The sequence below is a fragment of the Kitasatospora sp. NPDC058492 genome (assembly GCF_042720685.1).
In the GTDB taxonomy this organism is placed as follows: Bacteria; Actinomycetota; Actinomycetes; order Streptomycetales; family Streptomycetaceae; genus Kitasatospora.
Window position 1 is genome coordinate 18847 of sequence record NZ_JBHXMU010000075.1, and the last position, 23593, is coordinate 42439.

Consider the following 23593-nt stretch of genomic DNA (forward strand, 5'->3'; position numbering starts at 1 on the left):
GGGTCGGACACCGGCTGTCCTGCCAGACCTGATCGGGGCACACGATCATGCGGTGGCCGGACCGGCGGCTATCGGACAAGGTTGCTCACTGGGCCCCGAGACGGCGCAGGACTGCGGACGCGGGGGTGCCCGGGGCGGTGCCGGCCTGGATGGCGGCGTGGATGCGGTCACCTTCCGGATCGCGGTAGAGCTGGGCTCGCAGCCACCAGCGCCGCAGGACGCCGCCGATCGTCGAGTCGTCAGCCTCGCCCATCTCCCGGTAGAACTCCATCCGTTGCGCCGACGGGAGCGCGGTGGCGACTGCGTTCTGGGTCCGCGGGATCGGCTGCTGGTCGTCGTGGTGGCCGTGCAGGGACGCTGCGCTCACCGTTCCTCCGGAAGTCTCGTGCGGGCGGGACCGGTGCCAGTGTCCTCCCTAGCCGGCCCGGCCGGTACCGGGGGCGTCACGAGAGTCCTGAGCTGGCGTTCCTTCCCGGCGAAGATTGACCGGTCTCGCCGAACGTGTTCCGGGGCCCGCCAGAAACTCCGGCGGGCCCCGGAGGCGGGGCGGCAGCGTCAGCCCGAGACCGGTGGTCGAGCGGTGTGCCGGGTCGGGCAAGGGATGTCCGGCCAGATCCTGTGGGGGCACGCGATCACGTAGTGGCCCGACCAGCGGCTGTCGGACACCCAGCGGGACCACACCACGTCTGCGGCACCCTCCAATTGCTCGATCGCGCAGAGTCGCCGTGCCTCGGTGGGAAGCCACGGATCGCCGCCCGGTGTGTGCTCCTCGTACCGTGCCGCAAGCCAGTCGGCTGCGTCGGCCGCCGTCTCCCAGGTGCCCCGGATCTGGGCGGTGGGCCGCAGCAGCCACCAGCCGGTCATCATCGGCGGGAGTTCCGAGAGGCCGAACCGTGCGGCCTCGATCGGGCGACGCTCCGGCTCCTTCGCCAGCAGTCGGCCGTCACCGGCCCACTCGTAGCCGTGGAAGTGCAACTGTGCTTCTCCTCGGAGCCGTTGAAGCCCCGGCCGCCCGCACGGGACTGCGGGCGGCCGGGGCTGTTCGGGGGGCTCAGACGGACAGGCCGAACCGGGCCGGGTCGATCCCGGCGTTGGTCAACTCCTCGGCGGTGAACAGCAACGGCTCGCGGTCAGGACGCTTGCTGTCGCCCAGGGCGTAGACGCCCCGCTCGACCAGGCCGAGGGTCACGCACGACTCGCCGTCATCGCCCCCGCCCTGGTTTCCGCCGCACGCGCGGTTGAACTCGACCCGGGAGAGGTCGAGTTCGTACAGGTTGTGGTCAGTCATCGCCTGCACCTTCCGGTATCGCTTCGGGGCAGCACGCAACGGCCCCGCCCCGCCCAGGACTTGGGCGGAAGACTCAAGGGGAGGGCCGGTCCGTCAACGCCACAGGTTGATGCGGGTGGTGAGCTGGTCGGCCGGCACCTGGCGCGGTGGGGTGTCCGGTTCGAACAGCGGCCGGACCAGCGCCCGGCCGTCCTGGGCGCCCACGATTTCGACCAGGCACCCGGTTGTCAGGTCCTTCCGGACTGGGTTGTTGTCGATCCGCTCCATGAGTTCCGCGTGTGTACGGCGGCGTGTGGTGCCGGGCGGCTGTGCGGAACCGTCAGTGGGCATGGAGCGCTCCTGTGGCTCTCGAATCATTTCGGCGAGTCACCAAAATACCGGGGCGTTGGGGTTATTCCTGCATGCTTTCCTGTTCCCTAGAGAACTCTTCACGGCCCATTTCAGGTGGCCGCTCCGGATGCGTGTGCAGGAAGTCGGACTGGCCGACTTCCTGCGCCGCGAAGGTCCGCTGGGGTCATTCCTGCCGGGTGGCTCGGCTATTGGCAGAGACCCTGCGGTGTCTGCCGCTCAAGTTTCTTGGCGATGACCTTCGAGTGATCACCGGGGATGTGGGCCAGACTGGCGTTGACGTACTCCGGCGTCGAGAGCAGTCCGGTGATCATGGTCGGCAGGAAGTAGCGGAGTTCCGTCGAGGTCCGCTCAAGGGTTGCCAGCTCAACCTGCTTCTTTTCTGCGCCGTTTCGGCGGAGGGTTCTGGCGTCCTGCCACTCTGGGCCCGCGATCCGCGCTGAATCCGATCTGTTGTCCATTGCGGCTTCCTTTGGGTTCTTATTCTTGAAGGAACTCGTCTCGGATCCCTTCGGCCAGTGCGCGCATGTCGTCTCCGTGTAGTGCTACGGCATCGAATTCGGAGAATTTTGACAGATAGACGCCGACATCTCGTGGATCGTGAGTGGTGATCTCTGAATGGAACGTCTCCACGATGACCAGGCGATCGTCATACATGCTGAAGCATGTCATTGGAAAGTCCGGCATTCGTCTGGCGAGAGGAATGGTCCCGATGGTTACGTTGGGAAGCCGGGACAGTGACACCAGGCGATCGAGCTGCGTAGCCATGACAGCAGGAGGGCAGATCCGCCAACGTAGTACATGTTCACAGATGAGGAAGTGGAACTGCCGCTGGCGGTCGTACAACACGGCCTGGCGCTCCAGTCGAGCTGCGATCGTCTTCGTCTTCGCCTCATCTGGCAGCTCCGGGTGCAAGGCGAAGACGGCTGAGACGTATTCGGCGCTCTGAAGCAAGCCAGGAATCAGCTGTCCCTGGAAGAGCCGGAGAAGGCACGTTCGGGCTTCGATGGCGTGCTGATGCTTCCAGTGGCCCATCCGGCGGAGTTCCCGCCGGGCGACCTCTTCGGTGGCCGCGCCACGGGCTGCTTCCAGGAACTCGGCCTTGGCCTCATCCGATATGCCGAGCGCGGTCAGGATGAGGTCCACGTCCTGCACGCTCGGCAGGGTCTTGCCGTTTTCGATCTTCGAAAGCTTGGCTGGAGACATGGAAGCCCTACGGGCGACGGTCTCGGCTGTCTTGGCCGATGCTCCCGGCTCTCTGGGCGCAGGGTCAAGAACCCGATCTTTCCAGAGCGGGAAAGTGGTTGGGCCGCCCCCGCCCGGCGTGAACGATGGCTGGGGGCGGGGGAGTTCAGAGGTGAGGTCGGTACAGACAGAGGTGCCCCGCGCGGCGGTGAGCCGGGCGGGGCACCTCTGGTGTGTCTGAGTGCTTTAGAAGTCGTCGTCGAAGGCGACGGAGCCTTCGACGGCGACCTGGTACGCGGAGACGCGGCGCTCGAAGAAGTTGGTCAGCTCCTGGACGTTCTGGAGCTCCATGAAGCCGAACGGGTTGGTGGACCCGTAGCGGATCGGCAGGCCGAGGCGGGCGAGGCGCTGGTCGGCCACGGCCTCCAGGTACTGGCGCATGGAGTCGGTGTTCATGCCGGCGAGGCCGTCGCCGCACAGGTCCTGGGCGAACTGGAGCTCGGCCTCGACGGCCTCTTCCAGCATCTCGGTGACCTGCTTGGCCATCTCGTCGTCGAAGAGGTCGGGCTCCTCCTCGCGGACCGTGTCGACGACCGACATCGCGAAGTCCATGTGCATGGACTCGTCGCGGAACACCCAGTTGGTGCCGGTGGCCAGGCCGTGCAGCAGGCCGCGCGAGCGGAACCAGTACACGTACGCGAACGCGCCGTAGAAGAACAGGCCCTCGACGCACGCCGCGAAGCAGATCAGGTTCAGGAGGAACGCGCGGCGGTCCTCCTTGGTCTGCAGCGAGTCGATGTGGTCGACGGCGTTCATGTACTTGAAGCAGAACTGCGCCTTCTGGCGGATGGAGGGGATGTTCTCCACCGCGGCGAAGGCCGCGTTGCGGTCCTCGGGGTCGGGCAGGTAGGTGTCGAGCAGCGTCAGGTAGAACTGGACGTGCACGGCCTCCTCGAACAGCTGGCGCGACAGGTACAGCCGCGCCTCCGGGGAGTTGATGTGCTTGTAGAGGCTCAGCACCACGTTGTTGGAGACGATCGAGTCCCCGGTGGCGAAGAAGGCGACCAGGCGGCCGATGAGGTGGCGCTCGCCCTCGCTGAGCTTGGCCAGGTCGGCGACGTCGGAGTGCAGGTCCACCTCCTCGACGGTCCAGGTGTTCTTGATCGCGTCCCGGTACCGGTCGTAGAACGACGGGTAGCGCATCGGGCGCAGGGTCAGCTCGAAGCCGGGGTCGAGCAGCATCTTCTCGCGGTCGGGGGTGCTCACTGGCAGGCCTCGCAGGACTCGGGGTTCTCCAGGGAGCAGGCCAGCGCGGCCTCCTCCTCCGGGGTGAGGGTCGGGGTGTTCACCGGCACGGGCGCGGGCGCGGGCGCGGCGGCGCGGGCGGCACCGGAGGCGGCCTGGGCGATCCGGGTCGCCGGGCGCGAGCGCAGGTAGTAGGTGGTCTTGAGACCGACCTTCCACGCGTAGGCGTACATCGAGCTGAGCTTGCCGATGGTCGGCGCCGCCATGAACAGGTTCAGCGACTGGCTCTGGTCGAGGTACGGCATGCGGGCCGCGGCCAGGTCGATCAGCGCGCGCTGGGGCAGCTCCCAGGCGGTGCGGTAGAGCGAGCGGACCTCGGCGGGCAGCCAGCCCAGTTCCTGGACGGAGCCGTTGGCCTCGCGCAGGGCGTCGCGGGTCTGCTGGTCCCAGACGCCGAGCTCCTTGAGCTCGCGCACCAGGTACGGGTTGACCTGGAGGAACTCGCCGGACAGCGTCTCGCGCTTGAACAGGTTGGAGACCTGCGGCTCGATGCACTCGTAGACGCCGGCGATGGACGCGATGGTCGCGGTCGGCGCGATGGCCAGCAGCAGCGAGTTGCGCAGGCCGGTCTCGGCGATGCGGGCGCGCAGCGCGGTCCAGCGGTCGGCCCACTGCGGGGCGGCCGTCGGGAAGTGGTCGATGTGCAGTTCGCCGCGGGCGGCGCGGGTCTCGCCGTAGGCCTCGTGGCGGCCCAGCTGCTCGGCCAGGTCGGCGGAGCGCTCGTACGCGGTGAGCATGATGCGCTCGGCGATGAGGGTGGACAGCCGCGCGGCCTCGGCGGAGTCGAAGTCGATCCGCAGCTTGAAGAAGACGTCCTGGAGGCCCATCACGCCGAGGCCGACCGGGCGCCAGCGGGAGTTGGAGGTGCCGGCCTCGGTGGTCGGGTAGAAGTTGATGTCCACCACGCGGTCGAGGAACGTCACGGCGGTGCGGACGGTGGCGTCGAGGCGCTCCCAGTCCATGGCGCCGAGCAGGTCGTCGACGGAGGCCCCGGGAGCGACGTGGGCGCCGAGGTTGACCGAGCCGAGGTTGCAGACGGCGGTCTCGGAGTCGTCCGTGACCTCCAGGATCTCGGTGCACAGGTTCGAGGAGTGCACCGTGCGGCCGGGCAGCGCGGTCTGGTTGGCGGCGCGGTTGGAGGCGTCCTTGAAGGTCATCCAGCCGTTGCCGGTCTGCGCCAGGGTGCGCATCATCCGGGCGTACAGGGTCTGCGCGGGGATGGTGCGCACGGCCTTGCCGGCCAGCTCGGCCTTGCGGTAGGCCTCGTCGAAGTCGGAGCCCCACAGGTCGACGAGCTCGGGCACGTCGGCGGGGGAGAAGAGCGACCAGTCCTCGTTGGCGTTGACCCGGCGCATGAACTCGTCCGGGATCCAGTGCGCCAGGTTGAGGTTGTGGGTGCGCCGCGCCTCTTCGCCGGTGTTGTCGCGGAGCTCCAGGAACTCCTCGATGTCGGCGTGCCAGGTCTCCAGGTAGACGCAGGCCGCGCCCTTGCGGCGGCCGCCCTGGTTGACGGCGGCGACCGAGGAGTCGAGGGTGCGCAGGAACGGGACGATGCCGTTGGACTTGCCGTTGGTGCCGCGGATCAGGCTGCCGCGCGAGCGGATGCGCGAGTAGGACAGGCCGATGCCGCCGGCGTGCTTGGACAGCCGGGCGATCTGCGCGTAGCGGTTGTAGATCGAGTCCAGGTTGTCCAGCGGGGAGTCGAGCAGGTAGCAGCTCGACATCTGCGGGTGCCGGGTGCCGGAGTTGAACAGGGTCGGCGAGGAGGTCAGGTACTCCAGCCGGCTCATCAGGCCGTACAGCTCGGCGACCTCGCGCACGGACTGCTCGCTGTCGCCGACCGCCAGGCCGCAGGCGACGCGGAGCAGGAAGTGCTGCGGGGTCTCGATGACCTTGCGGGTGATCGGGTGGCGCAGCAGGTAGCGGGACTGCACGGTGCGCAGGCCGAAGTACTCGAAGCGGTCGTCGCCGTGTACGTCGATCAGCGCGTCCAGGGCGGCGGCGTGCTTGGCGACGAAGGCGGCGGTGGTGTCACCGATCAGGCCCTCGTCGTGGCCGACGGCGATCGAGGCGGCGAAGGAGCGCGAGCCCTGGCTGTTCGCCTCGTCGACGATCTCCAGGGCGAGCAGCCGGGCGGCCAGCTTCGAGTACTGGGGGTCCTCGGCGATCATCGACGCGGCGGCGTCCACGGCCAGCCCGCGCAGCTCGGCGAAGTCCGAGCCGGCGTGGCGGCCGCGCAGCGCGGCGGCGGCGACATGGCCGGGGTCCACCTGGGGGAGGTCGACGCTGCGGTCGGTGAGCAGCCGAAGGAGCGCGCCGCCGGGGTCGGAGACCGTCGGGTCGGTGGGGGCGGGGCCGGTGCCCTGGGCGGGCAGGGTGGCTGAGGCAGCGGTGGTCAAGGCGCTCTCTCCTGGCGGCGATCGGCGGCGGTGATCGGGGGGTACCGGGCCGTTCGGGGCAGGGGAGCACGGCACGTACGCAGGAAGCGTCGCGCGACAGTGGCGTCCCCGGCCCGCCCGCGAGGCCCGGAAGGTAGTTCTCGTGCTGGCGCGGCCTCTGCGGGAGGGCCCGTGCGCACACCGTCGGCAGGTACTCGGACTCGCGGTGCGGCTGCTGGAGCCGCCCGCTCACCGCTGCGGGGCAGTCCCGGATTCGCACCGGGTTCCCCTGCATCGACAGCAGGATTGAGCATACATCTTGTGGTGTCTCTCTGATGCGACCCCACATGTAGTACGGCGCGGTGTGTCGGCGCGATAACCGGGGGTGCTGGGAGGGGGCGGGTCGTGGCCTTGGGGCGCCTCGGATCCGGGCTCCCGGGGCCCTGGTTCCGGGCTCCGGCGTCCTGGTTTCGATACGGAACGGTCACCGGGCGGACCGGCTGGCGGGGGCATGCCCTACGATCTGGGCGCATGAGCGAGCGAAGCGCCGAGGGGCGCGTTCCGCGAAGCGATCATCGAGCGAAGCGAGGGGGCGCGTGAGCGACGGAACTGGCGCACCCGGGCAGGGTCCGCAGGGAACGCCTCCCACCGGGCCGGGGGACGCGCACGGTCAGCAGCCGCCGGTGGTGCCCGGTCCGGTGTTGCCGCCGAGCGGGGGCTTCGGGCCGCCGCCGGCCTCGTACGGGCCTCCGGTGCCGCCCGCGCAGCCGCCCGCGCAGCCCGGCCCGCCGGGGCAGCCTCCGCTGCCGCAGCCGGGCCAACCGGGGCAGCAGCTGCCGCCGCAGTGGCAGCCGAACCCCCAGCCGCATCCCCAGGTGCATCCCCAAGGACACTCGCAGGCGCACCCGCAGCCGTACCCGCAGCCCCAGGCGCCGCAGCGCGCCGAGCCGAACTGGCAGGCGCTGGCGGACCGCAACGCGGCGGACGACAAGCGCCGCCGCCGGCTGCGGGCCCTCGGCGTGGCGGTCGCGGTCGTCCTGGTCGGCGGCCTGGTCGCGGGTGGTGCGGTGCTGCTGACGAAGGGCGACGGCGACAAGCCGACCGCCGGGCCGACCGCCTCGGCCTCCAACCGGCCGTCCTCCGCCGCACCGAGTGCCGCGCCGAATGCCGCCGGAACCCCGGGCGGGAACCCGTCCGGCACCCCGGGCGGCGCGCCGGACGACCCGTCGAAGCCGATCTGGGAGGCCGCCACCGACCCGGCGCCGCAGGACGCGGGGGCGCTGTTCTCCGCACTCCAGGTGACGGTCAACGGCGCCACCTGGAACCGGACCTTCGTCTCGCTGGACTCGCCCTGCTGGGACGGGAACTCGACGACCGGCGGGCTCGGCAAGGTCCTCGGTGACCAGGGCTGCCAGAAGGTGCTCCGGGCGACCTACGTCTCCGGCGACAGCGCGGTGACCGTCGGCGTCGCGGTCTTCGACCACAAGATCCAGGCCGAGACCTCGATGAAGAGCTACACCGGCCACCTCAAGGGCGCCGTCGCGCCGGGCGCGCCGGCCTTCTGCGCTACGCCGGGCTGCACCAACACGCACAACACCCTTGGCCGGTACGCCTACTTCACGGTCGAGGGCTCGGCGAAGGGCGGCAACACCGCCGACGCCGCCGCCACCGCGGCGGCCGCCGGCTTCGGCGAGCACGTGAAGGGCCAGCTGCTCCAGCGCGCCAAGGCCGCGTCCGCGGCCGCGCCGGGTGCGCCGGGGGCCGCCGCGGCCGGCTGATCCGCCGTGACACCCCGGCCCCGGCGGGTTCGCTCGCCGGGGCCGGGGGAGTGTGGCAGGCTCTCGGGGCAGTCATTCGCACGAGTGTTCCGGTTGTGTCCGCCTGGGCCGGTGCCGGCGAGCAACCGGAGGAGCGGTCCGTGGCCCTGCCCAGAGCCCTGCGCGGCAAGCCCGCCGTCCTGGCCGCGGCCGGGGTCGTGGTGGCCGCGGGCGCCGTGGCGCTGTTGCAGCGCGACGGCCGGGCCGACGGCGAACAGCCCGCCCGCGTCCCGGTGGCGGTCGGTTTCTCCGGCCGCACCCTGCCGCCGGAGGTCGGCCGGGACCTGCTCGCCCGGGACCCGCAGGCCTCGCCGAACGCCCGGGCCGTCCAGCAGCTGCTCGCCGACCTGGAGGGGCAGGCCCGCACCGGGCAGAGCGGCGGGACGGTGATCGGCCAGCACGTCGAGGCGCACAACGAGCGCAACAACCCCGAGTACGGCGACTACCGCGGCACCAAGCAGGTCGGCTACTACTACAAGAAGGCCGCCGACCTCACCGGCAAGCTGCCCGGCTTCGTCGAGACCGACCTCGGCCCCGGCTACGGCCAGACCGGTTGGGGTGTCGGCGACCCGCGCTCCTACTCGGCCGGCCGGTGGCCCACCTGCCGGGCCGGCTGGCAGTACACCGACGACGCCGTCGACCTGCTCTCCGCCGTCTGGTCCGGCCACCCGCGCGCCGACGACGGCAGCTACGGCACGGCCGGTGTCCAGCACAACTGCGACGGCACCACCACCGAACTGCCCGACAACGGCGGGGGGCCGGCCGGGATCGTCGGCATGTCCTTCCACCAGCCCTACCCCGGTTCGGACGTCAAGTCCTTCGAGCAGGTGCTCTGTTCGAACTCCCCGGCCGCGAAGGACAAGGGCTGGTTCGGCCGCGTCGTCGACAGCGCGCACGACACCCCCGAGTACCGCGCGCTGATGACCGACCTGTCCTACCTGGCCGACCACCTGGAGTACCTGGCCGCCCACGACGTGCCGGTGCTGCTGCGCCCGTACCACGAGATGAACGTGCAGGACTGCGCCCGCAGGTTCTGGTGGTCGGGCCAGAAGCCGGCCGACTACCAGGCGCTGTGGCGGATCACCTACCGCTACCTGGTGGAGACCAGGGGCCTGCACAACCTGCTGTTCGTCTGGACGCCGGTGTCCTGGGACGGAGCCCCCGGCGCGGACCCGTGGGACTACTACCCGGGCTCCCAGTACGTCGACGTGGTCGGGGTGGACGACTACAGCGGCAGCCCCGCGCACCCGATCGGCACCGGCGAGGTGTGGACCAAGCGGTACTACGACGGGCTCGCCGCCTACGGCAAGCCGCGGATCCTGGCCGAGTCCTTCGCCGTCCCGGTCAACTCCCGCCAGCCGGACACGCTGCGGCGCACGCCCTGGACGATCTGGACGGTCTGGGGGCAGTCGCTCACCTCGGACAACCTGACGCCGGACCAGCCGCGCAACTCCGGCGCGGACGTCAACGCCACCTACCACAGCCCGCTGGCGCTCACCGGCGGCGCCGGCCCGTTCGGCGCGAACGTCGACTGGGGCGGCCTGCACGTCCGTTGAGCCGCCCCGCGCGTTCGTCGAGCCGCCCCGTGCGTCCGCCGAGCCGGTCGCCGCGAGGTGTGCTACACCACTGAATTCCGTTGAACGGCCGGAATACCGTGTCCGTTGTGCCGTGTGGCATCCTGTGGCGGCGAAGCCGAGGGGCTGACGCCGGGACGGGCCCGGCGGGGCGGGGGTGCGGGATGGGACAGGCGCGTGCGATGCGCGCGGCCGGCGGCATCGCCGTCGGCTGGGGCGTGGTGCTGCTCGGCTGGGCGGCGTACAACTGCTTCGGCCAGGTCGGGTTCGCGACCTACGTCAAAGGCATCTTCTACTACGGCGGCACCTCGGTGGACGCCGAGACCGGCAGCCTCAACTACGGCCTGATCTACCTGGTTTCGGGAATCCTGCTGCTGCGCGGGCGCACCTGGGCGCTCGGGGTGGCGGCCGGCGTCGCACTGGTCGAGGGGTACAACCGGGTGCGCAGCCTGACCGGCGCACTCCTGGACAAGCCGCAGCGGGAGTGGTTCACCAGCACCACCGAGGGCGGCCTCAAGCTCGCGACCTTCGCGCTCGGCGTGGTCGTCACCGCGGCGCTGATCCTGCTGCTGGCCCGGCTGAAGTGGCGGGAGCGGGGGGCGTCGGAAGCCGCCGCGGCGTCGGGCGGACAGCTGCACTGGTCGCTGCTGCAGACGATCCCGGCCGAGCCGGCCCCGGGCCCGCAGCCGTTCCAGCAGCAGCAGCCGTTCCAGCACCAGCCCGCCTGGCCGCAGCAACAGCAGCAACAGCCGCCGCAGCCGCAGGCCGCCTGGCCACCGCAGCCGCCGTTCCAGCAGCAGCCGCAGCCCGCGTGGCCGCAGCAGCCCCCGGCGCCGCAGTCGCAGCCCGCCGCCTGGCCGCAGCCGGCGCCGGCCCAGCCGTCGCAGCCGGTGCCGTACGCGCAGCAGCCCACCCAGCCGGCCCCGCACCCGTCGACGCTCGCCCAGCAGCCGTGGCCCGCCGCGCCGCCGGTGACGCCCGGTCCGGTCGCCCCGGGCCCGGTCGCGCCCCCGGCCGACCGCCCGCCGACGGACCGTCCGCCGACGGACCGCCCGCCGCAGGCCTGAACCTCCGCAGCCCCGAACCGCCGCAGCCCTGAACCGCCGCGGGCCTGGACCGCCGCAACCCCGGACCGCCCACGAACGACCCGGCTCCCGCAGGGGATCGGCCCGCCAGCAGACGAGGAGCGACTTTCGCCATGCCATCGACAGCCCCCGCACGGACGGTGCTCACCACGTCCCGCGAGGCCGCCCGGCTCGCCGAGCGACAGATGTCGTGGAAGCCCCGGGTCCTCCCGTTCTACTTCTCCTTCACGGTCATCTTCGCCTTCTCGGTCTGGGCCTACGTGCCCAACCCCACCCCGCTCGGCTGGACGATCACCATTTTGTGGGGGATGCCGGTGTTCGGCGTCCTGATCGGCTTCCAGGGCGTGCTGATGGTCCGCCGCCGGCTGCGCCAGGTGAGCCGGATGACGCCGGCCGTGCCGGTCGAGGACGACTTCCTGATCGTGCTGGTGCCGACCATCGGCCGTCACGACACCTATCCGGCGCTGGAGCGCTCGGTGCTCTCGTACGTCGAGCACCTGCCGGCCTACTTCCCGTGGATGCGGGTGGACGTCCTCACCGAGGAGGGCTGCGCGGCCGCCGAGAAGATCGACGGGCTGGCCGCCCGCAACCCGCTGATCCGGGTGGTGACCGTGCCGAAGGCCTACGAGACGGCCAACGGCACCAAGTTCAAGGCCCGTGCCAACCACTACTCGCACGAGCTGCGGATCGAGGAGGGCGAGGCCGAGGACGACGTCTGGGTGCTGCACATGGACGACGACACCGGCGTCGGCCCGGACACCGCCGCCGCCGTCGCGCAGTTCGTCAACCGGCAGCGCCGGGCCGGGGACGACGCCAAGCACATGGCGCAGGGCATCCTGACGTACCCGCGGGAGAACGCCGTCTCCACCTTCACCTGGCTCGCCGACGCGATCCGCCCGGCCGACGACATCGCCCGCTTCCGCGCGATGACCGGCACCGGCACCCCGATCGCCGGCGTGCACGGCGAACTGCTCCTGATGCGCTCCTCGGTGGAGGCCACCATCGGCTGGGACTTCGGCCCGAAGACCATCGTCGAGGACGCCCAGATGGCGCTGAACTTCTGCCAGCGCTACCCGGGCCGCAGCGACTGGTTCAACGGGCGCTGCTACGGCGCCTCGCCGGCCGGGGTCAAGGACTTCCTCAAGCAGCGCGAGCGCTGGGCCTGGGGCCTGGTCGCGCTCTGCTTCAACAGGACGATCCCGCTGCGGTACCGGCTGTTCATCGGGATGGGCATGGTCAGCTGGGTGCTCGGCCCGCTCCAGCACGTCGGCCTGGTGCTGCTGGTCGCCTGGTTCACCGGCACCTGGAACACCTCCCCGGTCACCCAGTCCGTGGTGCTGGTCTGGTCGATCAACTTCGCCTACGTCATCTGGACGTACTGGGAGGGCCTGCGCCTGAACGTCGTCGCCTCGGCGAACCACCGGCGCAAGTGGTGGGAGCCGATCGTCGTGGTGGCGGCCATCCCGCTGTTCTCGTTCCTGGAGGGCTGGGGCGGCCTGCGCGGGCTGATCAAGTTCCTCAAGGGCGAGGAGAACAAGTTCGTCGTCATCGCCAAGCCGGCCTGATCGGAGGTCACCGCTGTGAAGCGCCCCGTCATCTTCATCCTGCCGACCGTGGTGGTCGCCATCACCGTCGGCGTCCCGGTGGTCTGGGGGGACCACCCGCTCAAGTTCGTCCACCAGCGCCCGACCGCCGTGCACTGGGCCGGCTCCGCGACCGAGCAGGGCCGGGTCTGGGGCTTCGGCAAGGACGCGCCGCCGGCCGAGGACACCGGCCCCAAGGTGGCCCGCCCGTGGGCCGAGGGCAGCCCCGAGTGGGGCGTTCAGGTGTACTGGCTGGACGATCCGGCGGACCCGGACAACTTCGTCCAGGGCAAGGTCGACCGCATCGTCAAGTACGTGGTCGGGCTGAACGCCAACTCCCTGTCGGTGACCTTCCCGTACTACACGACGGGCACCAGGTCGAACGCCGTCGCCGCCCGGCCGACCACCCCCACCCCGGAGCGGCTGGCCCTGCTGCTGGACGCCGCCCACCGGGCGGGCCTGCGCACCACCATCCGTCCGATCATGGACGAGGACGTCTTCGACTACCTCAACACCCTCAAGTGGCGCGGCAACATCGCGCCGACCGACCGGGACGCCTGGTTCGCCAGCTACGCCGCCTTCCTGACGCCCTACCTGAAGACCGCCCAGGAGCACTCCGCGGCCGAGGTCACCATCGGCACCGAGTTCAACTCGCTGGAGGGCGACCCGCGGTGGCCCGGTCTCATCGACCAGGCGCGGAAGACCTTCCACGGCGAGCTGGTGTACGACGCGAACTTCGACAACTGGTCCAAGGGCCCGATAGCGGTCCCGGCGGACGGCACGGGCGTGGACGCCTACCCGCCGGCCAAGTCGGCCGGTGACGACGCCCCGGTCGCCGACCTGAAGGCCAGCTGGAACGCCTGGCTCGACAAGCGCGGCAGCGGTCCGCAGCCGACCACCAAGCTCACCGAGGTGGGTATCCCGGCGCAGAAGGGCGCCTACAAGACACCCGGCGAGTACTACAAGAAGACCGAGCTGAACGAGGCCGTCCAGGCGACCTGGTTCACCGCGGTCTGCCAGGTGGCGCAGGAGCGCAAGCTGCGCGGGCTGTACTTCTGGTCGCTGTACTTCGGCATCGACCCGAACCTGCCGACCAACAAGGACACCCCGCGGATGGACTACGCAGGGCGCCCGGCCTCCGAGCAGGCGATCCGCGACTGCTTCGCGCAGACCTACGAACTGCCGCCGTCCTAGGCTCCGGCTAGGGCGTGGCCCGGCCGGGCTGGGGCGAACTCGGCCGGCCCGTGGGCTTGGTGGTCGTCGGCGCAGGGGTCGGCGCGGCCGTCGGGGTCGAGGTCGGCGTCGGGGCGGCCGGGGGCGGCCCCGACGGCGGTCCGGTCAGTCCGTCCGCGATCTGCTGCTCCAGCCACGGCGTCACGAACCGCATGCCGGCCGGAGTGAGGTGCACCCCGTCGTTGGCGGGGGTGACCCAGTGGCCGTCGCGGTCCTTCCACGCGCAGGTCTCGTACGGGCAGAAGAAGGTGTTGAGGTCGACCAGCCGGACGGCGCCGGCGGTGGCCTTCACGTAGGCGGCGACCTGCTGGTCGTAGCAGGTGCCCCAGCCCTTGTTGATGGCGCCGTTCTCGACCCGTTCGTTCATCAGCAGCACCCGGGCGCCGGGCGCGCGGCGACGGACCTGGTCCACGGCCTGGGTGAGCTGGGCGGTGTAGCGGCTCCTGTAGTCCTCCTCGCAGGGGCTGAGCCAGCTGCCGTCGAGGTACTGCTCGGCGGCGTCCCAGCCGAGGTGGATCACGACGGCCTGCGGGGCGGCGCCGGCGAGCTGCCGGTCCCACGCGGCGGCCCGGTCGCGGCACTCCCGGCTGGTGTCGAACTCCTCGCCGGAGGTGGTGCGGACCTTGTCCGGGTCGAACACGCCGCAGCCGCTGATCCCGCCGTCGACCACCCGGTAGCGGTCGCCGTGCCGGTAGAGGCCGGTGGCGAGGTCCTGGGCGAAGGAGTCGCCGAGGACGAGGACCGAGGGCTTGCCGCTCGGCCCGGACCGCATGTCGTACTGGACCCAGGCGGGCAGGTACCAGGCGCCGGTGGTGGCCACCGCCGTGGCGACGGCCAGCAGCGGGACGGCCGGGAAGGCCCGCCAGCGCAGCACCCGCAGCTTCTCGGTGCCGGTGTGCATCAGCCAGGCCAGCACCCAGGAGAGCGGTGCGCCGATGGCGAGCAGCAGTTGCGGCGAGATGTCGTCGACGTAGTGCTGGAGCAGCCAGTACACCGGCAGGTGGAGCAGGTAGAGGCTGTAGGAGATGGTGCCGGTGAGCCGCAGCGGGGGCAGTGACAGCAGCCGGACCAGCGGGCCCCGGTCGTGGCAGAGCGAGGCGGCCAGGACGGCGGCCAGCGTCGCGACCACGGCCAGCCCGCCCTGGTAGAGCAATGGTTCGTGGTAGCCGCTGACGGACAGGCTGGCCCAGACCAGGCCGCCGAGGGCCGCGGTCCCGAGCAGGGCGGGTGCCAGGGTGCCGGCCGCCGCGGAGCGGTCGAGCAGGCGCCGCCGGGAGCGGGTGGCGCCGTCGTCGTCGGGGGCCGCCGCGCGGACCTGGCGGCGCAGCCGCAGGTAGACCGCGAAGGCGGCGGTGGCGCCGGCCGCGAAGCCGACCGCGCGGGTCTCGGTGCCGAGGTAGAGGCGGTCGCTGTTGTCGCCGTTCCACATCAGCGGGGCGACGAGCGCGGCGGCGACGAACAGCCCGGCGGTGACGACGCCGGTCGCGCGCAGCGAGCGGCGGCAGAGGCCGAAGACCGCGAGCAGCAGCAGCGGCCAGAGCGCGTAGAACTGCTCGGTGATGCTGAGCGACCACATGGCCGCGAGCGGGTCGATGGAGGCGAAGTGCTGCCAGTAGGCGTCGCCGCGGGCCAGTTGGGCCCAGTTGGCGACCTGGCCGAGCGCGGCGAGCGCCTGCGGGCGGAGGTCCTTGACGTCCCGCAGCGGGCTGACCAGTGCGGACAGCGCGACGACGAGGAGGACGGTGGCGAGCAGCCCGGGCAGCAGCCGCTTGGCCCGGCGGCGGTAGAAGACGCCGAGCCGGATGCCGTCGGTGCGGTCCAGTTCACGGATCAGCACCAGGGTCACCAGGAAGCCGGAGAGGACGAAGAAGACGTCCACGCCGAACAGGCCGTTCTGGAACCAGTTGGTGTGGTAGAGCAGGACGGAGGCGATGGCGAGGCCGCGCAGCCCGTCGACCGCCGGGAAGCGGACGGAGGGCGGCAGCGGCCCGCGCGGCCGGGGCGTCGGTGCGGGGATCGCGTAGCGGCTGGTGGCCGGGGGCTCGATGCCCCGGGACGTGCGCATGTCCTGGAGCGTGGGGCCGCTCGCGGGCGTGCCGAGGCCGGGCCCGTCGTCCATGTGGTGCGTCCCCCCGGGATCGGTCGGCTGCCGCGACGTGGCATCAGACGTGATCTGTGGTTTATATCAAAAGACGTCCGTTGATCGTCTGTCGGTCACCGGGGAGGGGTAGGGCCGACGACGCCCCGGCCTGGCTCAGAACGCCAGGCTGTAGACCATCAGGTCCATGCCCGGGTACGGGGACCAGTCGCGCTCGGGGGTGCGGCGGAAGCCGGTCCGCTCGTAGACGCGGTGGGCGGCGGTCATCTGCGGGCGGGTGGAGAACGCCATGCCGTCCAGGCCGAGTGCGCGGCTGCGGGCGATGGTGGCGCGGACCAGGGCCTCGCCGACGCCCCGGCCGCGGGCGGCCGCGGCGGTGGCGAGCATCCGGATCTCGCCCTCGCGGGGGCCGGCGATGTCGGCCCACTCGGTGCCGCCGACGGCGTAGGTCACGCAGCCGAGGACCCGTCCTTCGGCCTGGTCGACCGCGACCAGGAGCTCGGCCTCCCGGGCCCGGCGGGCGGCGTCGCGCAGGAGCTCGACGTAGCTGCTCTCGGGCGAGGTGTGGCCGTCGCCGACGAAGGCCTCGACGGTGATGCGGCCGGCGTCGTCGAGGTCCTCCGGAAGGGCCTGGCGGATGAGGATGTCCATCCCGTCAGTGTGCCGGAGCCGTCCGGGGTGATGATCTCCGGGGTGGCCCGGACCGGGAGGGTGGCCGGGTCGGCGGAGGGGCGCAGCGAGGCGGCGGGCATGGTGCCGTACAGCCGGTCCAGGCGTTCCGGGCCGGCCGGGTAGCCGCCCGGGCGGTGCCAGTTGTCGCGGCCGGCGGCGGCGCCGCGGGCGACCTCCCGGCCGATCAGGGTGCCGAGCAGGCCGAAACCTCCGACGGCCCCGACCAGGGCGATTGCGCTTGCGAGAGTGCCGGTGTCCATGGCTCCACTCTGGTCGGGCGGGGCGGCGGCCACGAGTGGCAGGAATGACTGATCTCATCGAAAAACTGCCACCCGGGCCTGCCCCGGCCTTCCGTCGCCGGTGCTGGCCGGGGCATCCTGGGCGGCATGCTGAAGAACGTGGTCGCGGTGGTGCTGGAGGAGATCCACCCCTTCGAGCTCGGTGTCGCCTGCGAGGTCTTCGGCCTCGACCGCACGGCCGACGGCCTGCCCGGGTACGACTTCGCGATCGCCGGCGCCCGCCCCGGACCGCACACGACGCACTCCGGGTTCGCGGTGGACGTCCCGCACGGCCCCGAGCGGCTGGCCGGGGCCGACCTGGTGGTGGTCACCGCGACGACGATCCGCCCGGAGTACCCGGAGCCGCTGCTGGCGGGGCTGCGCTCGGTGGTGGCGGACGGCGGCAGGGTGCTGTCCATCTGCAGCGGCGCCTTCGTGCTCGGCGCCGCCGGGCTGCTGGACGACCGCCGCTCCACCACCCACTGGCGGCACAGCGAGGACCTGGCCCGGCGCTTCCCGCGGACCGCCGTCGAGCCGGACGTGCTGTACGTGGACGACGACCCGGTGATCACCTCGGCCGGGACGGCCGCCGGCATCGACGCCTGCCTGCACCTGGTGCGCAAGGCGCAGGGCGCCGAGGTGGCCCGGGGGATCGCCCGCCGGATGGTGGTGGCGCCGCACCGGGAGGGCGGGCAGGCCCAGTTCGTGAGCCGCCCGCTGCCCGGCGGCGACGGCGACTCGCTGGCGCCGCTGCTCGACTGGATGCGCCACCACCTGGACCGGGACTGCACCGTCGAGCAGTTGGCCGCCAGGGTCCACATGTCCCCGCGCACCTTCGCCCGCCGCTTCCAGCAGGAGACCGGCACCACGCCGCACCGCTGGCTGACCGGGCAGCGGGTGCTGCTCGCCCAGCGGCTGCTGGAGTCCACCGCCGAACCGGTGGACGCGATCGCCGCCCGCTGCGGCTTCGGCAACGCGGCCGCGCTGCGGCACCACTTCGGGCGCCGGCTGGGGACCACGCCGCTGGCCTACCGGCGCTGCTTCGCCGGCCCGGACGACGAGGCGTGACCGGACGAGCAGGCGTGACCGGACGAGGACTCGTGACCGGCGGTCAGTTCTCCAGGGCGAGGTGGTCGACGCTGTTCCAGCGGTCCGGGTGCAGCCGCCCGTCCTGGGCGCGCCACAGGCTGGTGGAACAGTTGCGCACGGGCGCGAGCGAGGTGAGCCGTTCCTCGGTGAGTCGCTCCAGCACGTAGCGCAGCATCAGCACCGTGCAGTCGTGCGCGACCAGCAGGACGGGCCGCCCGGCCTCCTCCTCGCAGAGGTCCCGCAGCAGGCTGCGCACCCGCAGCGCGACGTCGGCCCAGGACTCGCCGCCGGGCGGCCGGTAGTACAGCTCGCCCATCTTGCGCCGCCGGGCGGACTCCTCCGGGTGCTTGGCCTCGATCGCGGCCCGGGTCAGCATCTCCAGGACGCCCAGCTCGCGGTCGCGCAGCCGCTCGTCGTGGCGCACGGCGAGGGTGACCGGGACGGCGCCGAGCCCGGCGGCCTGGGCGAGCGCGATCCGGGCGGTCTCGGTGGTGCGCACGTACGGCGAGCACCAGACGCTGCGCGGGCGGTCGGCGCTGGGCAGGGCGGCCCACCAGCGGCCGAGTGCCTGGGCCTGCTGCTGGCCGTGCAGCGACAGCGGGATGTCGGCGTCCCGGCAGCTGATCGGGACGCTGAGCGCGCCGGCGGCCTCGGCCAGCTGGAACTCGACGTTGGCGGTGGACTCGCCGTGCCGGGTGGCGATCAGCACGGACGGCAGCCGGGTGGCCGACGCCGGGCGGTGGGTGGTGAGGTGGTGCGGGCTCTGGGTGGACTGGTGCTGGCCGTTGAGGGTGGTGCCGAGTTCTGCCATGGCCGCGTGCTCCCCGTGGGTCGATCAGTTGCCGGCCGGTCGCCGGTCCGGTCTGGTGGTGCCCTGCGAAGGCGGCTGTTCATACATATGATCGCGCCGCCTTCTCCAGTGTTCACGGAGAGGGCGGCGCGATCACAGGGCGCGTGCGGCGCGAATCAGTGCGCCGCTACGGGCTCCGGCGCGTTCTTCGGCTCCTCGTCGCCGGCCTCGGCGCTGTAGTCGGCGGGCCTGGTCTCGTCCGGGCCGTCGGGCGCCTTGACGGCGCGCAGCACCAGGGTGAGCGCCACCGCGACGATCAGGTTGAGCGCGAAGGCGGTCAGGCCGATGTAGCCGATCTCGCCGATGCCGGGGATAGCGGCCGCGTTGCCGCCGAAGTGCTTGGTGGCGGGGCTCGCGATGCCGTAGGCCTTCCAGGTGCCGTAGGCCATGCCGGCCGCCCAGCCGGCGAACAGCGCCCAGTGGTGGAACCAGCGGGTGAACAGGCCGCCGACGATCGCCACGAAGGTCTGCAGGATCCACAGGCCGCCGAGCAGCTGGAGGTTGATCGCGGCCTGCTTGTCCATGCCGAGCACGAAGACCAGCGCGCCGACCTTCACCAGCAGCGAGACCAGCTTGGCGATCCGGGTCTCGTCCGCAGGGGTGGCGGCGGGCTTCAGCCACTCCTTGTAGACGTTGCGGGTGAACAGGTTGGCCGCCGCGATCGACATGATGGCGGCCGGCACCAGCGCGCCGATCCCGATCGCCGCGAAGGCCACGCCGGTGAACCAGTCCGGGAACATGTCGGCGAACAGCTGCGGCACGGACAGCTGGGCGTTGAACTTCTTGTCGCCCTTGCCGACGCCCGCCGCGATGGCCATGAAGCCGAGCAGCGCCAGCAGGCCCAGCATCAGCGAGTACGCGGGCATGATCGCCATGTTGCGGCGCACCGTGCCGCGGGACTTGGAGGCCAGCACGCCGGTCACCGAGTGCGGGTACATGAACAGCGCCATCGCCGAGCCCAGCGCCAGCGTCGCGTACGTCCACTGCTTGTCGCCCGGGAGGGTCAGCGAGCCGGGGGACTTGGGGGCGCTGAACTTGTGCGCGGCCGCGTCGAAGATGTGCCCGTAGCCGCCGAGCCGGATCGGGATGTAGATCACCGCGACGATGATCACGATGTAGATCAGGGCGTCCTTGACGAAGGCGATCAGCGCCGGGGCGCGCAGCCCGGAGGAGTAGGTGTACGCGGCCAGCACGCCGAAGGCGAGGAACAGCGGCAGGTCCTTGACGAACCAGTTGGCGTTCTCGCCGCCGCCGACGCCCAGCACGTCCAGCACCGCCTGGATGCCGACGAGTTGGAGCGCGATGTACGGCATGGTGGCCAGGATCCCGGTCAGCGCGACGACCAGGGAGAGCGGCCGCGAGCCGTACCGGCCGCGGACGAAGTCGGCCGGGGTGACGTACCCGTGCACCCGGGAGACCGACCAGAGCCGGGGCAGGAAGAGGAAGACCAGCGGGTAGGCGACGATCGTGTACGGCACCGCGAAGAAGCCCGCCGCACCGGTCGCGTAGACCGCCGCCGGGACGGCGACGAAGGTGTACGCGGTGTAGAGGTCGCCGCCGAGCAGGAACCAGGTGACCCAGGTCCCGAAGCTGCGGCCGCCCAGGCCCCACTCGTCCAGGTGCGCCGCGTCGTCCGCGCGGCGCCAGCGGGAGGCGAGGAAGCCCATCACGGTGACCAGGGCGAAGAACAGCACGAAGACGGTGAGGGCCGTGACGTTGACGTGGCTCATCGCGCGCCACCGGCCTTCCGCGCCGCCTTGCGGGCCTTCTCGTCCCGGTTGATCAGCAGGTACGCGGCCACGGTGAACACCGCGGACACCGGCACCCAGAGCAGTTGGTACCAGTAGAAGAACGGCACCCCGCCGACGTCCGGGTCGGTCTTGTCGTACGAGGACACCCACAGCATCGCGACGATCGGCACGAGCAGGGCGAGCCCGGCCAGCACCCGTTCGGGGGTCACCGCGGGCACCCGGTCCCCGGGTGGCTCGGGCATGACAGGTTCGACGGTATCGGGATCAGACGGCATCTTCGGCTCCGCTCCGGAGGGTTCTCCCCGTCGGCGCCGCAGCCCGCGGGGCACCGCACGCCCCCGCGAACCCGCCGAGCAGCACCATCGGTGATCGACAGTCAGTACGGCTGCGCAATCTAGGGCATGGAGTGATCCATGTCACCGGGGTCGGCGCAACTTCCCGCCATCCGGACGGCTGCCGGTCGTATTCGACCGGTACTGCCCCTCCCGTGACGCGAACGGGCACCGGCGCGCGCGACCCGCGCGCGCCGGTGCCCGTGGTGCGAGGGGGGAGCGCCCCGCTCGAACTGCTCCGCTCGAACTGCTCCGCCCGGACTACTCCGGGCGCTTGAGCCGGGTGATGAACTTGTAGCGGTCGCCGCGGTAGATCGAGCGGACCCACTCCACCGGGTCGCCGTCGGCGTCGAAGGAGTGCCGGGAGAGCTGGAGCATCGGCAGCCCGAGGTCGGAGCCGAGCAGGCCGGCCTCGCGCGGGTTGGCGAGGGTGGTCTCGATGGTCTCCTCGGCCTCGGCCACGGTGACCCCGTACACCTCGCGCAGCGCCGCGTACAGCGAGTTGTGCTTGGCGAGGTTGCGCCGCAGCGCGGGGAAGCGCTTGGCGGACAGGTGGGCGACCTCGATGGCCATCGGGTCGCCGTTGGCCAGTCGCAGGCGCTCGATCCGCAGCACCCGGCCGCCGGGCTTGATGTCGAGCAGCGGGGCGAGCCGGTCGTCGGCGGTGATGTAGCCGATCTCGATCAGCCGCGAGGCGGGCTCCAGGCCCTGGGCCCGCATGTCCTCGGTGTAGGAGGTGAGCTGGAGGGCCTGGGCGACCTTGGGCTTGGCGACGAAGGTGCCCTTGCCCTGGATGCGCTCCAGCCGGCCCTCGACGACCAGTTCCTGCAGCGCCTGGCGCACGGTGGTGCGGGAGGTGTCGAACTGGGCGGCCAGCGCGCGCTCGGGCGGGACCGGGGTGCCGGCGGGCTGGGTCTCGGTCAGCTGGAGCAGGTGGCGCTTGAGACCGTAGTACTTGGGGACGCGCGCGGTCGGGTCGGCGCCGGCCTGCGTCGGGAGGTTTTTCACCTCGGGGTCGTTGACCTGGGCGGTGGTTCCCCCGTCGCTGCTCATCGGACCTGTTCTCCCGCTTCTCGCGGGGCCTTTACGGGCCCCGCCACATAGTTAACGGGTGACATCGTTGCATGTATGGCTACGGAACGAATACCTCATCACGCGATGAACGATGTGCGGTGTCGGCTTGATAACGGGTGGTCCGGATCGGTCGAACAGCCGTTGACAGGCCCATTGGTCTAGGCCAAGCTCCAGGCATCTGGTCTACACCACTAGGCCGGTCACTATGAATCCCCCCACCCGCTCGAAGGGGTCCGCGGCACCTTTCCCCCCGCTTTACGTGGGTCTGCCGCTGCCGCCCGACGGGGGTAACCCAGGCATCCCTCAGGAGGATGGCGTGAAGCGTCAGCTCATCGCGGCGGTCGGCGTCGCAGCAATGGTCGTCGGCCTGGCGGCCTGTGGCTCGGACGGCAAGAGCAAGGACAACGCCGGTTCGAACTCGTCGTCCGCGGCGGGCGCCAAGAACTACAGCGGCAAGACGCTGAAGGTGTGGCTGATGACCGGCTCCGCCCCGAAGGGCTGGACCGACGCGGTCAAGAGCGAGTTCGAGACCACCTACCCGGGCTCCAAGGTCGACTTCCAGATCCAGGAGTGGGACGGCATCGGTCAGAAGGTGACCGCCGCGCTGTCCGAGGGCTCGGTCGACGTCGTCGAGCTCGGCAACACCCAGACCTCCGGCTACGCGGCCTCGGGCGGCCTGCTCGACATCACCAAGGACAAGTCCGCCCTGGGCGGCGACGGTTGGAACGCCAACCAGAACGAGGCCGCCCAGCTGGACGGCAAGCAGTTCGCCGCCCCGTGGTGGGTCTCCAACCGCGTCGTCGCCTACAACAAGGACCTCTGGGCCAAGGCCCAGCTGACCGACGCGCCGAAGACCCTGGACGAGTTCTACGCCGACCTGGACAAGCTGAAGGCCACCGAGGGCGTCGCCGACCCGATCTACCTGCCGGGTCAGGAGTGGTACACCTACTTCGGCCTGCTCACCGGTGAGGGCGGCAAGATCGCCAAGAAGGACGGCGACAAGTGGGTCGGCGGCCTGTCCTCGCCCGAGGCGCAGAAGGCCTTCGAGACCTACAAGAAGCTGCAGGGCTACTCGGCCACCGGTCCGAAGGACAAGGACGAGGCCACCCCGCAGCAGAAGGACGTCTTCGGCAAGGGCAACGTCGGCACCATGATCGCCCTCGGCTGGGAGCTCCCGGCGGAGAAGGACATGGCGAAGGACAAGATCGGCTTCTTCCCGCTCCCGGGCAAGACCGCTGACAAGCCCTCCGGCGTCTTCCTCGGCGGCTCGAACCTGGCGATCGGTGCGCAGAGCAAGAACACCGACATGGCCAAGGACTTCCTGAAGATCGCCCTCAACGACAAGAACGAGGGCGCGGTCGCCGCCGCCGGCAACATCCCGAACAAGGCCGCGCTGAACAGCCAGCTCACCGGCGACTTCGCGAAGGCCGCCCAGTCCGCCTCGGCGGTCGGCGCGGTCACCCCGATCACCCCGAACTGGGCGAGCGTCGAGGACAAGCCGAACCCGATCAAGGAGTTCCTGACCGCGGCCCTCCAGGGCGGCGACTACGCGGCCACCGCGAAGAAGTACGACGACGAGATCGCGAAGCGGCTCAACCAGAAGCAGTAGGCACCGAGCGGCGTCGCTCACCGACCCCCGGCGGGGGGTCGGTG

Annotated in this window: 21 protein-coding genes, 1 pseudogene and 1 riboswitch; of the genes and pseudogenes, 7 read left to right on the forward strand and 15 right to left on the reverse strand. The window is 71.4% G+C overall.

Translation table 11 applies throughout. The features are described 5' to 3' along the window. Window positions 1–85: 85 nt before the first annotated feature. The 9 genes and pseudogenes from ACFWPI_RS34150 to ACFWPI_RS34190 all read right to left on the reverse strand — a co-directional run bounded on the left by ACFWPI_RS34150 (window position 86) and on the right by ACFWPI_RS34190 (window position 6501). On the reverse strand, window positions 86–367 hold the full coding sequence (locus ACFWPI_RS34150) for a hypothetical protein (RefSeq protein WP_380379541.1): 282 nt from the start codon (window positions 365–367) through the stop codon (window positions 86–88). A 188-nt stretch (window positions 368–555) separates the two neighbouring features. Beyond that, window positions 556–975: a hypothetical protein gene (locus ACFWPI_RS34155; protein WP_380379539.1), complete on the reverse strand. Its 420-nt coding sequence runs from the start codon at window positions 973–975 to the stop codon at window positions 556–558. Between the two features lie 76 nt (window positions 976–1051). Continuing rightward, the gene (locus ACFWPI_RS34160) at window positions 1052–1288 is read right to left on the reverse strand and encodes a DUF397 domain-containing protein (protein ID WP_380381083.1); all 237 of its coding nucleotides are present in this window, start codon (window positions 1286–1288) and stop codon (window positions 1052–1054) included. A gap of 93 nt (window positions 1289–1381) precedes the next feature. Further along, window positions 1382–1618 carry a hypothetical protein gene (locus ACFWPI_RS34165; protein ID WP_380381081.1) on the reverse strand — a complete coding sequence of 79 codons (237 nt, stop codon included), beginning with the start codon at window positions 1616–1618 and terminating at the stop codon, window positions 1382–1384. Window positions 1619–1824: 206 nt separating this feature from the next. Continuing rightward, window positions 1825–2097: a Scr1 family TA system antitoxin-like transcriptional regulator gene (locus tag ACFWPI_RS34170; RefSeq protein WP_380381079.1), complete on the reverse strand. Its 273-nt coding sequence runs from the start codon at window positions 2095–2097 to the stop codon at window positions 1825–1827. A gap of 19 nt (window positions 2098–2116) precedes the next feature. Next, window positions 2117–2671, reverse strand: coding sequence for a DUF5753 domain-containing protein (locus ACFWPI_RS34175; protein ID WP_380381085.1), 555 nt, complete (start codon window positions 2669–2671; stop codon window positions 2117–2119). A gap of 72 nt (window positions 2672–2743) precedes the next feature. Next, window positions 2744–2872, reverse strand: a pseudogene (locus ACFWPI_RS34180) (helix-turn-helix domain-containing protein); the annotation flags it as partial. A gap of 195 nt (window positions 2873–3067) precedes the next feature. Next, on the reverse strand, window positions 3068–4063 hold the full coding sequence (locus tag ACFWPI_RS34185) for a ribonucleotide-diphosphate reductase subunit beta (RefSeq protein WP_079136257.1): 996 nt from the start codon (window positions 4061–4063) through the stop codon (window positions 3068–3070). 20 nt (window positions 4064–4083) lie between these two features. Continuing rightward, complete coding sequence (locus tag ACFWPI_RS34190; RefSeq protein WP_380379463.1) at window positions 4084–6501, reverse strand: ribonucleoside-diphosphate reductase subunit alpha; 2418 nt, start codon at window positions 6499–6501, stop codon at window positions 4084–4086. 191 nt (window positions 6502–6692) lie between these two features. Then, a riboswitch (cobalamin riboswitch) is annotated at window positions 6693–6835 on the reverse strand. Window positions 6836–7379: 544 nt separating this feature from the next. Here ACFWPI_RS34190 and ACFWPI_RS34195 point away from each other — a divergent pair. From ACFWPI_RS34195 to ACFWPI_RS34215, 5 genes are all read left to right on the forward strand, one after another. After that, a complete protein-coding gene (locus ACFWPI_RS34195) occupies window positions 7380–8282 on the forward strand; it encodes a hypothetical protein (protein ID WP_380379439.1) in 903 nt (300 codons plus the stop codon). A 140-nt stretch (window positions 8283–8422) separates the two neighbouring features. Continuing rightward, complete coding sequence (locus ACFWPI_RS34200) at window positions 8423–9877, forward strand: glycoside hydrolase family 26 protein (RefSeq protein ID WP_159398436.1); 1455 nt, start codon at window positions 8423–8425, stop codon at window positions 9875–9877. 182 nt (window positions 9878–10059) lie between these two features. Beyond that, entirely contained in the window at window positions 10060–10962 is a 903-nt protein-coding gene (locus ACFWPI_RS34205; protein ID WP_380379442.1) for a hypothetical protein, read from the forward strand. Window positions 10963–11093: 131 nt separating this feature from the next. Beyond that, complete coding sequence (locus tag ACFWPI_RS34210) at window positions 11094–12545, forward strand: glycosyltransferase family 2 protein (RefSeq protein WP_063347871.1); 1452 nt, start codon at window positions 11094–11096, stop codon at window positions 12543–12545. A 15-nt stretch (window positions 12546–12560) separates the two neighbouring features. Then, on the forward strand, window positions 12561–13757 hold the full coding sequence (locus ACFWPI_RS34215; protein ID WP_380379444.1) for a glycoside hydrolase family 113: 1197 nt from the start codon (window positions 12561–12563) through the stop codon (window positions 13755–13757). A 7-nt stretch (window positions 13758–13764) separates the two neighbouring features. On the opposite strand, the gene ACFWPI_RS34220 is transcribed toward ACFWPI_RS34215, so the two are convergent. After that, window positions 13765–15915: an acyltransferase family protein gene (locus ACFWPI_RS34220; RefSeq protein ID WP_380379447.1), complete on the reverse strand. Its 2151-nt coding sequence runs from the start codon at window positions 15913–15915 to the stop codon at window positions 13765–13767. A gap of 135 nt (window positions 15916–16050) precedes the next feature. Beyond that, window positions 16051–16545 carry a GNAT family N-acetyltransferase gene (locus tag ACFWPI_RS34225; RefSeq protein WP_380342789.1) on the reverse strand — a complete coding sequence of 165 codons (495 nt, stop codon included), beginning with the start codon at window positions 16543–16545 and terminating at the stop codon, window positions 16051–16053. 407 nt (window positions 16546–16952) lie between these two features. Here ACFWPI_RS34225 and ACFWPI_RS34230 point away from each other — a divergent pair, with 407 nt between their 5' ends. After that, complete coding sequence (locus tag ACFWPI_RS34230; RefSeq protein ID WP_380379452.1) at window positions 16953–17912, forward strand: helix-turn-helix domain-containing protein; 960 nt, start codon at window positions 16953–16955, stop codon at window positions 17910–17912. Window positions 17913–17955: 43 nt separating this feature from the next. Here the strand turns inward: ACFWPI_RS34230 and ACFWPI_RS34235 are convergent, their stop codons facing one another. The 4 genes from ACFWPI_RS34235 to ACFWPI_RS34250 all read right to left on the reverse strand — a co-directional run bounded on the left by ACFWPI_RS34235 (window position 17956) and on the right by ACFWPI_RS34250 (window position 21919). Next, window positions 17956–18744 carry a histidine phosphatase family protein gene (locus ACFWPI_RS34235; RefSeq protein ID WP_380379455.1) on the reverse strand — a complete coding sequence of 263 codons (789 nt, stop codon included), beginning with the start codon at window positions 18742–18744 and terminating at the stop codon, window positions 17956–17958. A 155-nt stretch (window positions 18745–18899) separates the two neighbouring features. Continuing rightward, the gene (mctP, locus tag ACFWPI_RS34240; protein WP_063347866.1) at window positions 18900–20513 is read right to left on the reverse strand and encodes a monocarboxylate uptake permease MctP; all 1614 of its coding nucleotides are present in this window, start codon (window positions 20511–20513) and stop codon (window positions 18900–18902) included. Further along, on the reverse strand, window positions 20510–20776 hold the full coding sequence (locus ACFWPI_RS34245) for a DUF3311 domain-containing protein (protein WP_380379458.1): 267 nt from the start codon (window positions 20774–20776) through the stop codon (window positions 20510–20512). The genes mctP and ACFWPI_RS34245 overlap by 4 nt, the downstream gene beginning before the upstream one ends. A gap of 351 nt (window positions 20777–21127) precedes the next feature. Then, entirely contained in the window at window positions 21128–21919 is a 792-nt protein-coding gene (locus ACFWPI_RS34250) for a GntR family transcriptional regulator (RefSeq protein ID WP_244293370.1), read from the reverse strand. A gap of 337 nt (window positions 21920–22256) precedes the next feature. Between ACFWPI_RS34250 and ACFWPI_RS34255 the strand changes: the two genes are divergently transcribed. Continuing rightward, window positions 22257–23549 (forward strand): extracellular solute-binding protein, encoded by a 1293-nt coding sequence (locus ACFWPI_RS34255; protein ID WP_063347864.1) that lies wholly within the window; start codon window positions 22257–22259, stop codon window positions 23547–23549. The last annotated feature ends 44 nt before the right edge of the window (window positions 23550–23593 follow it).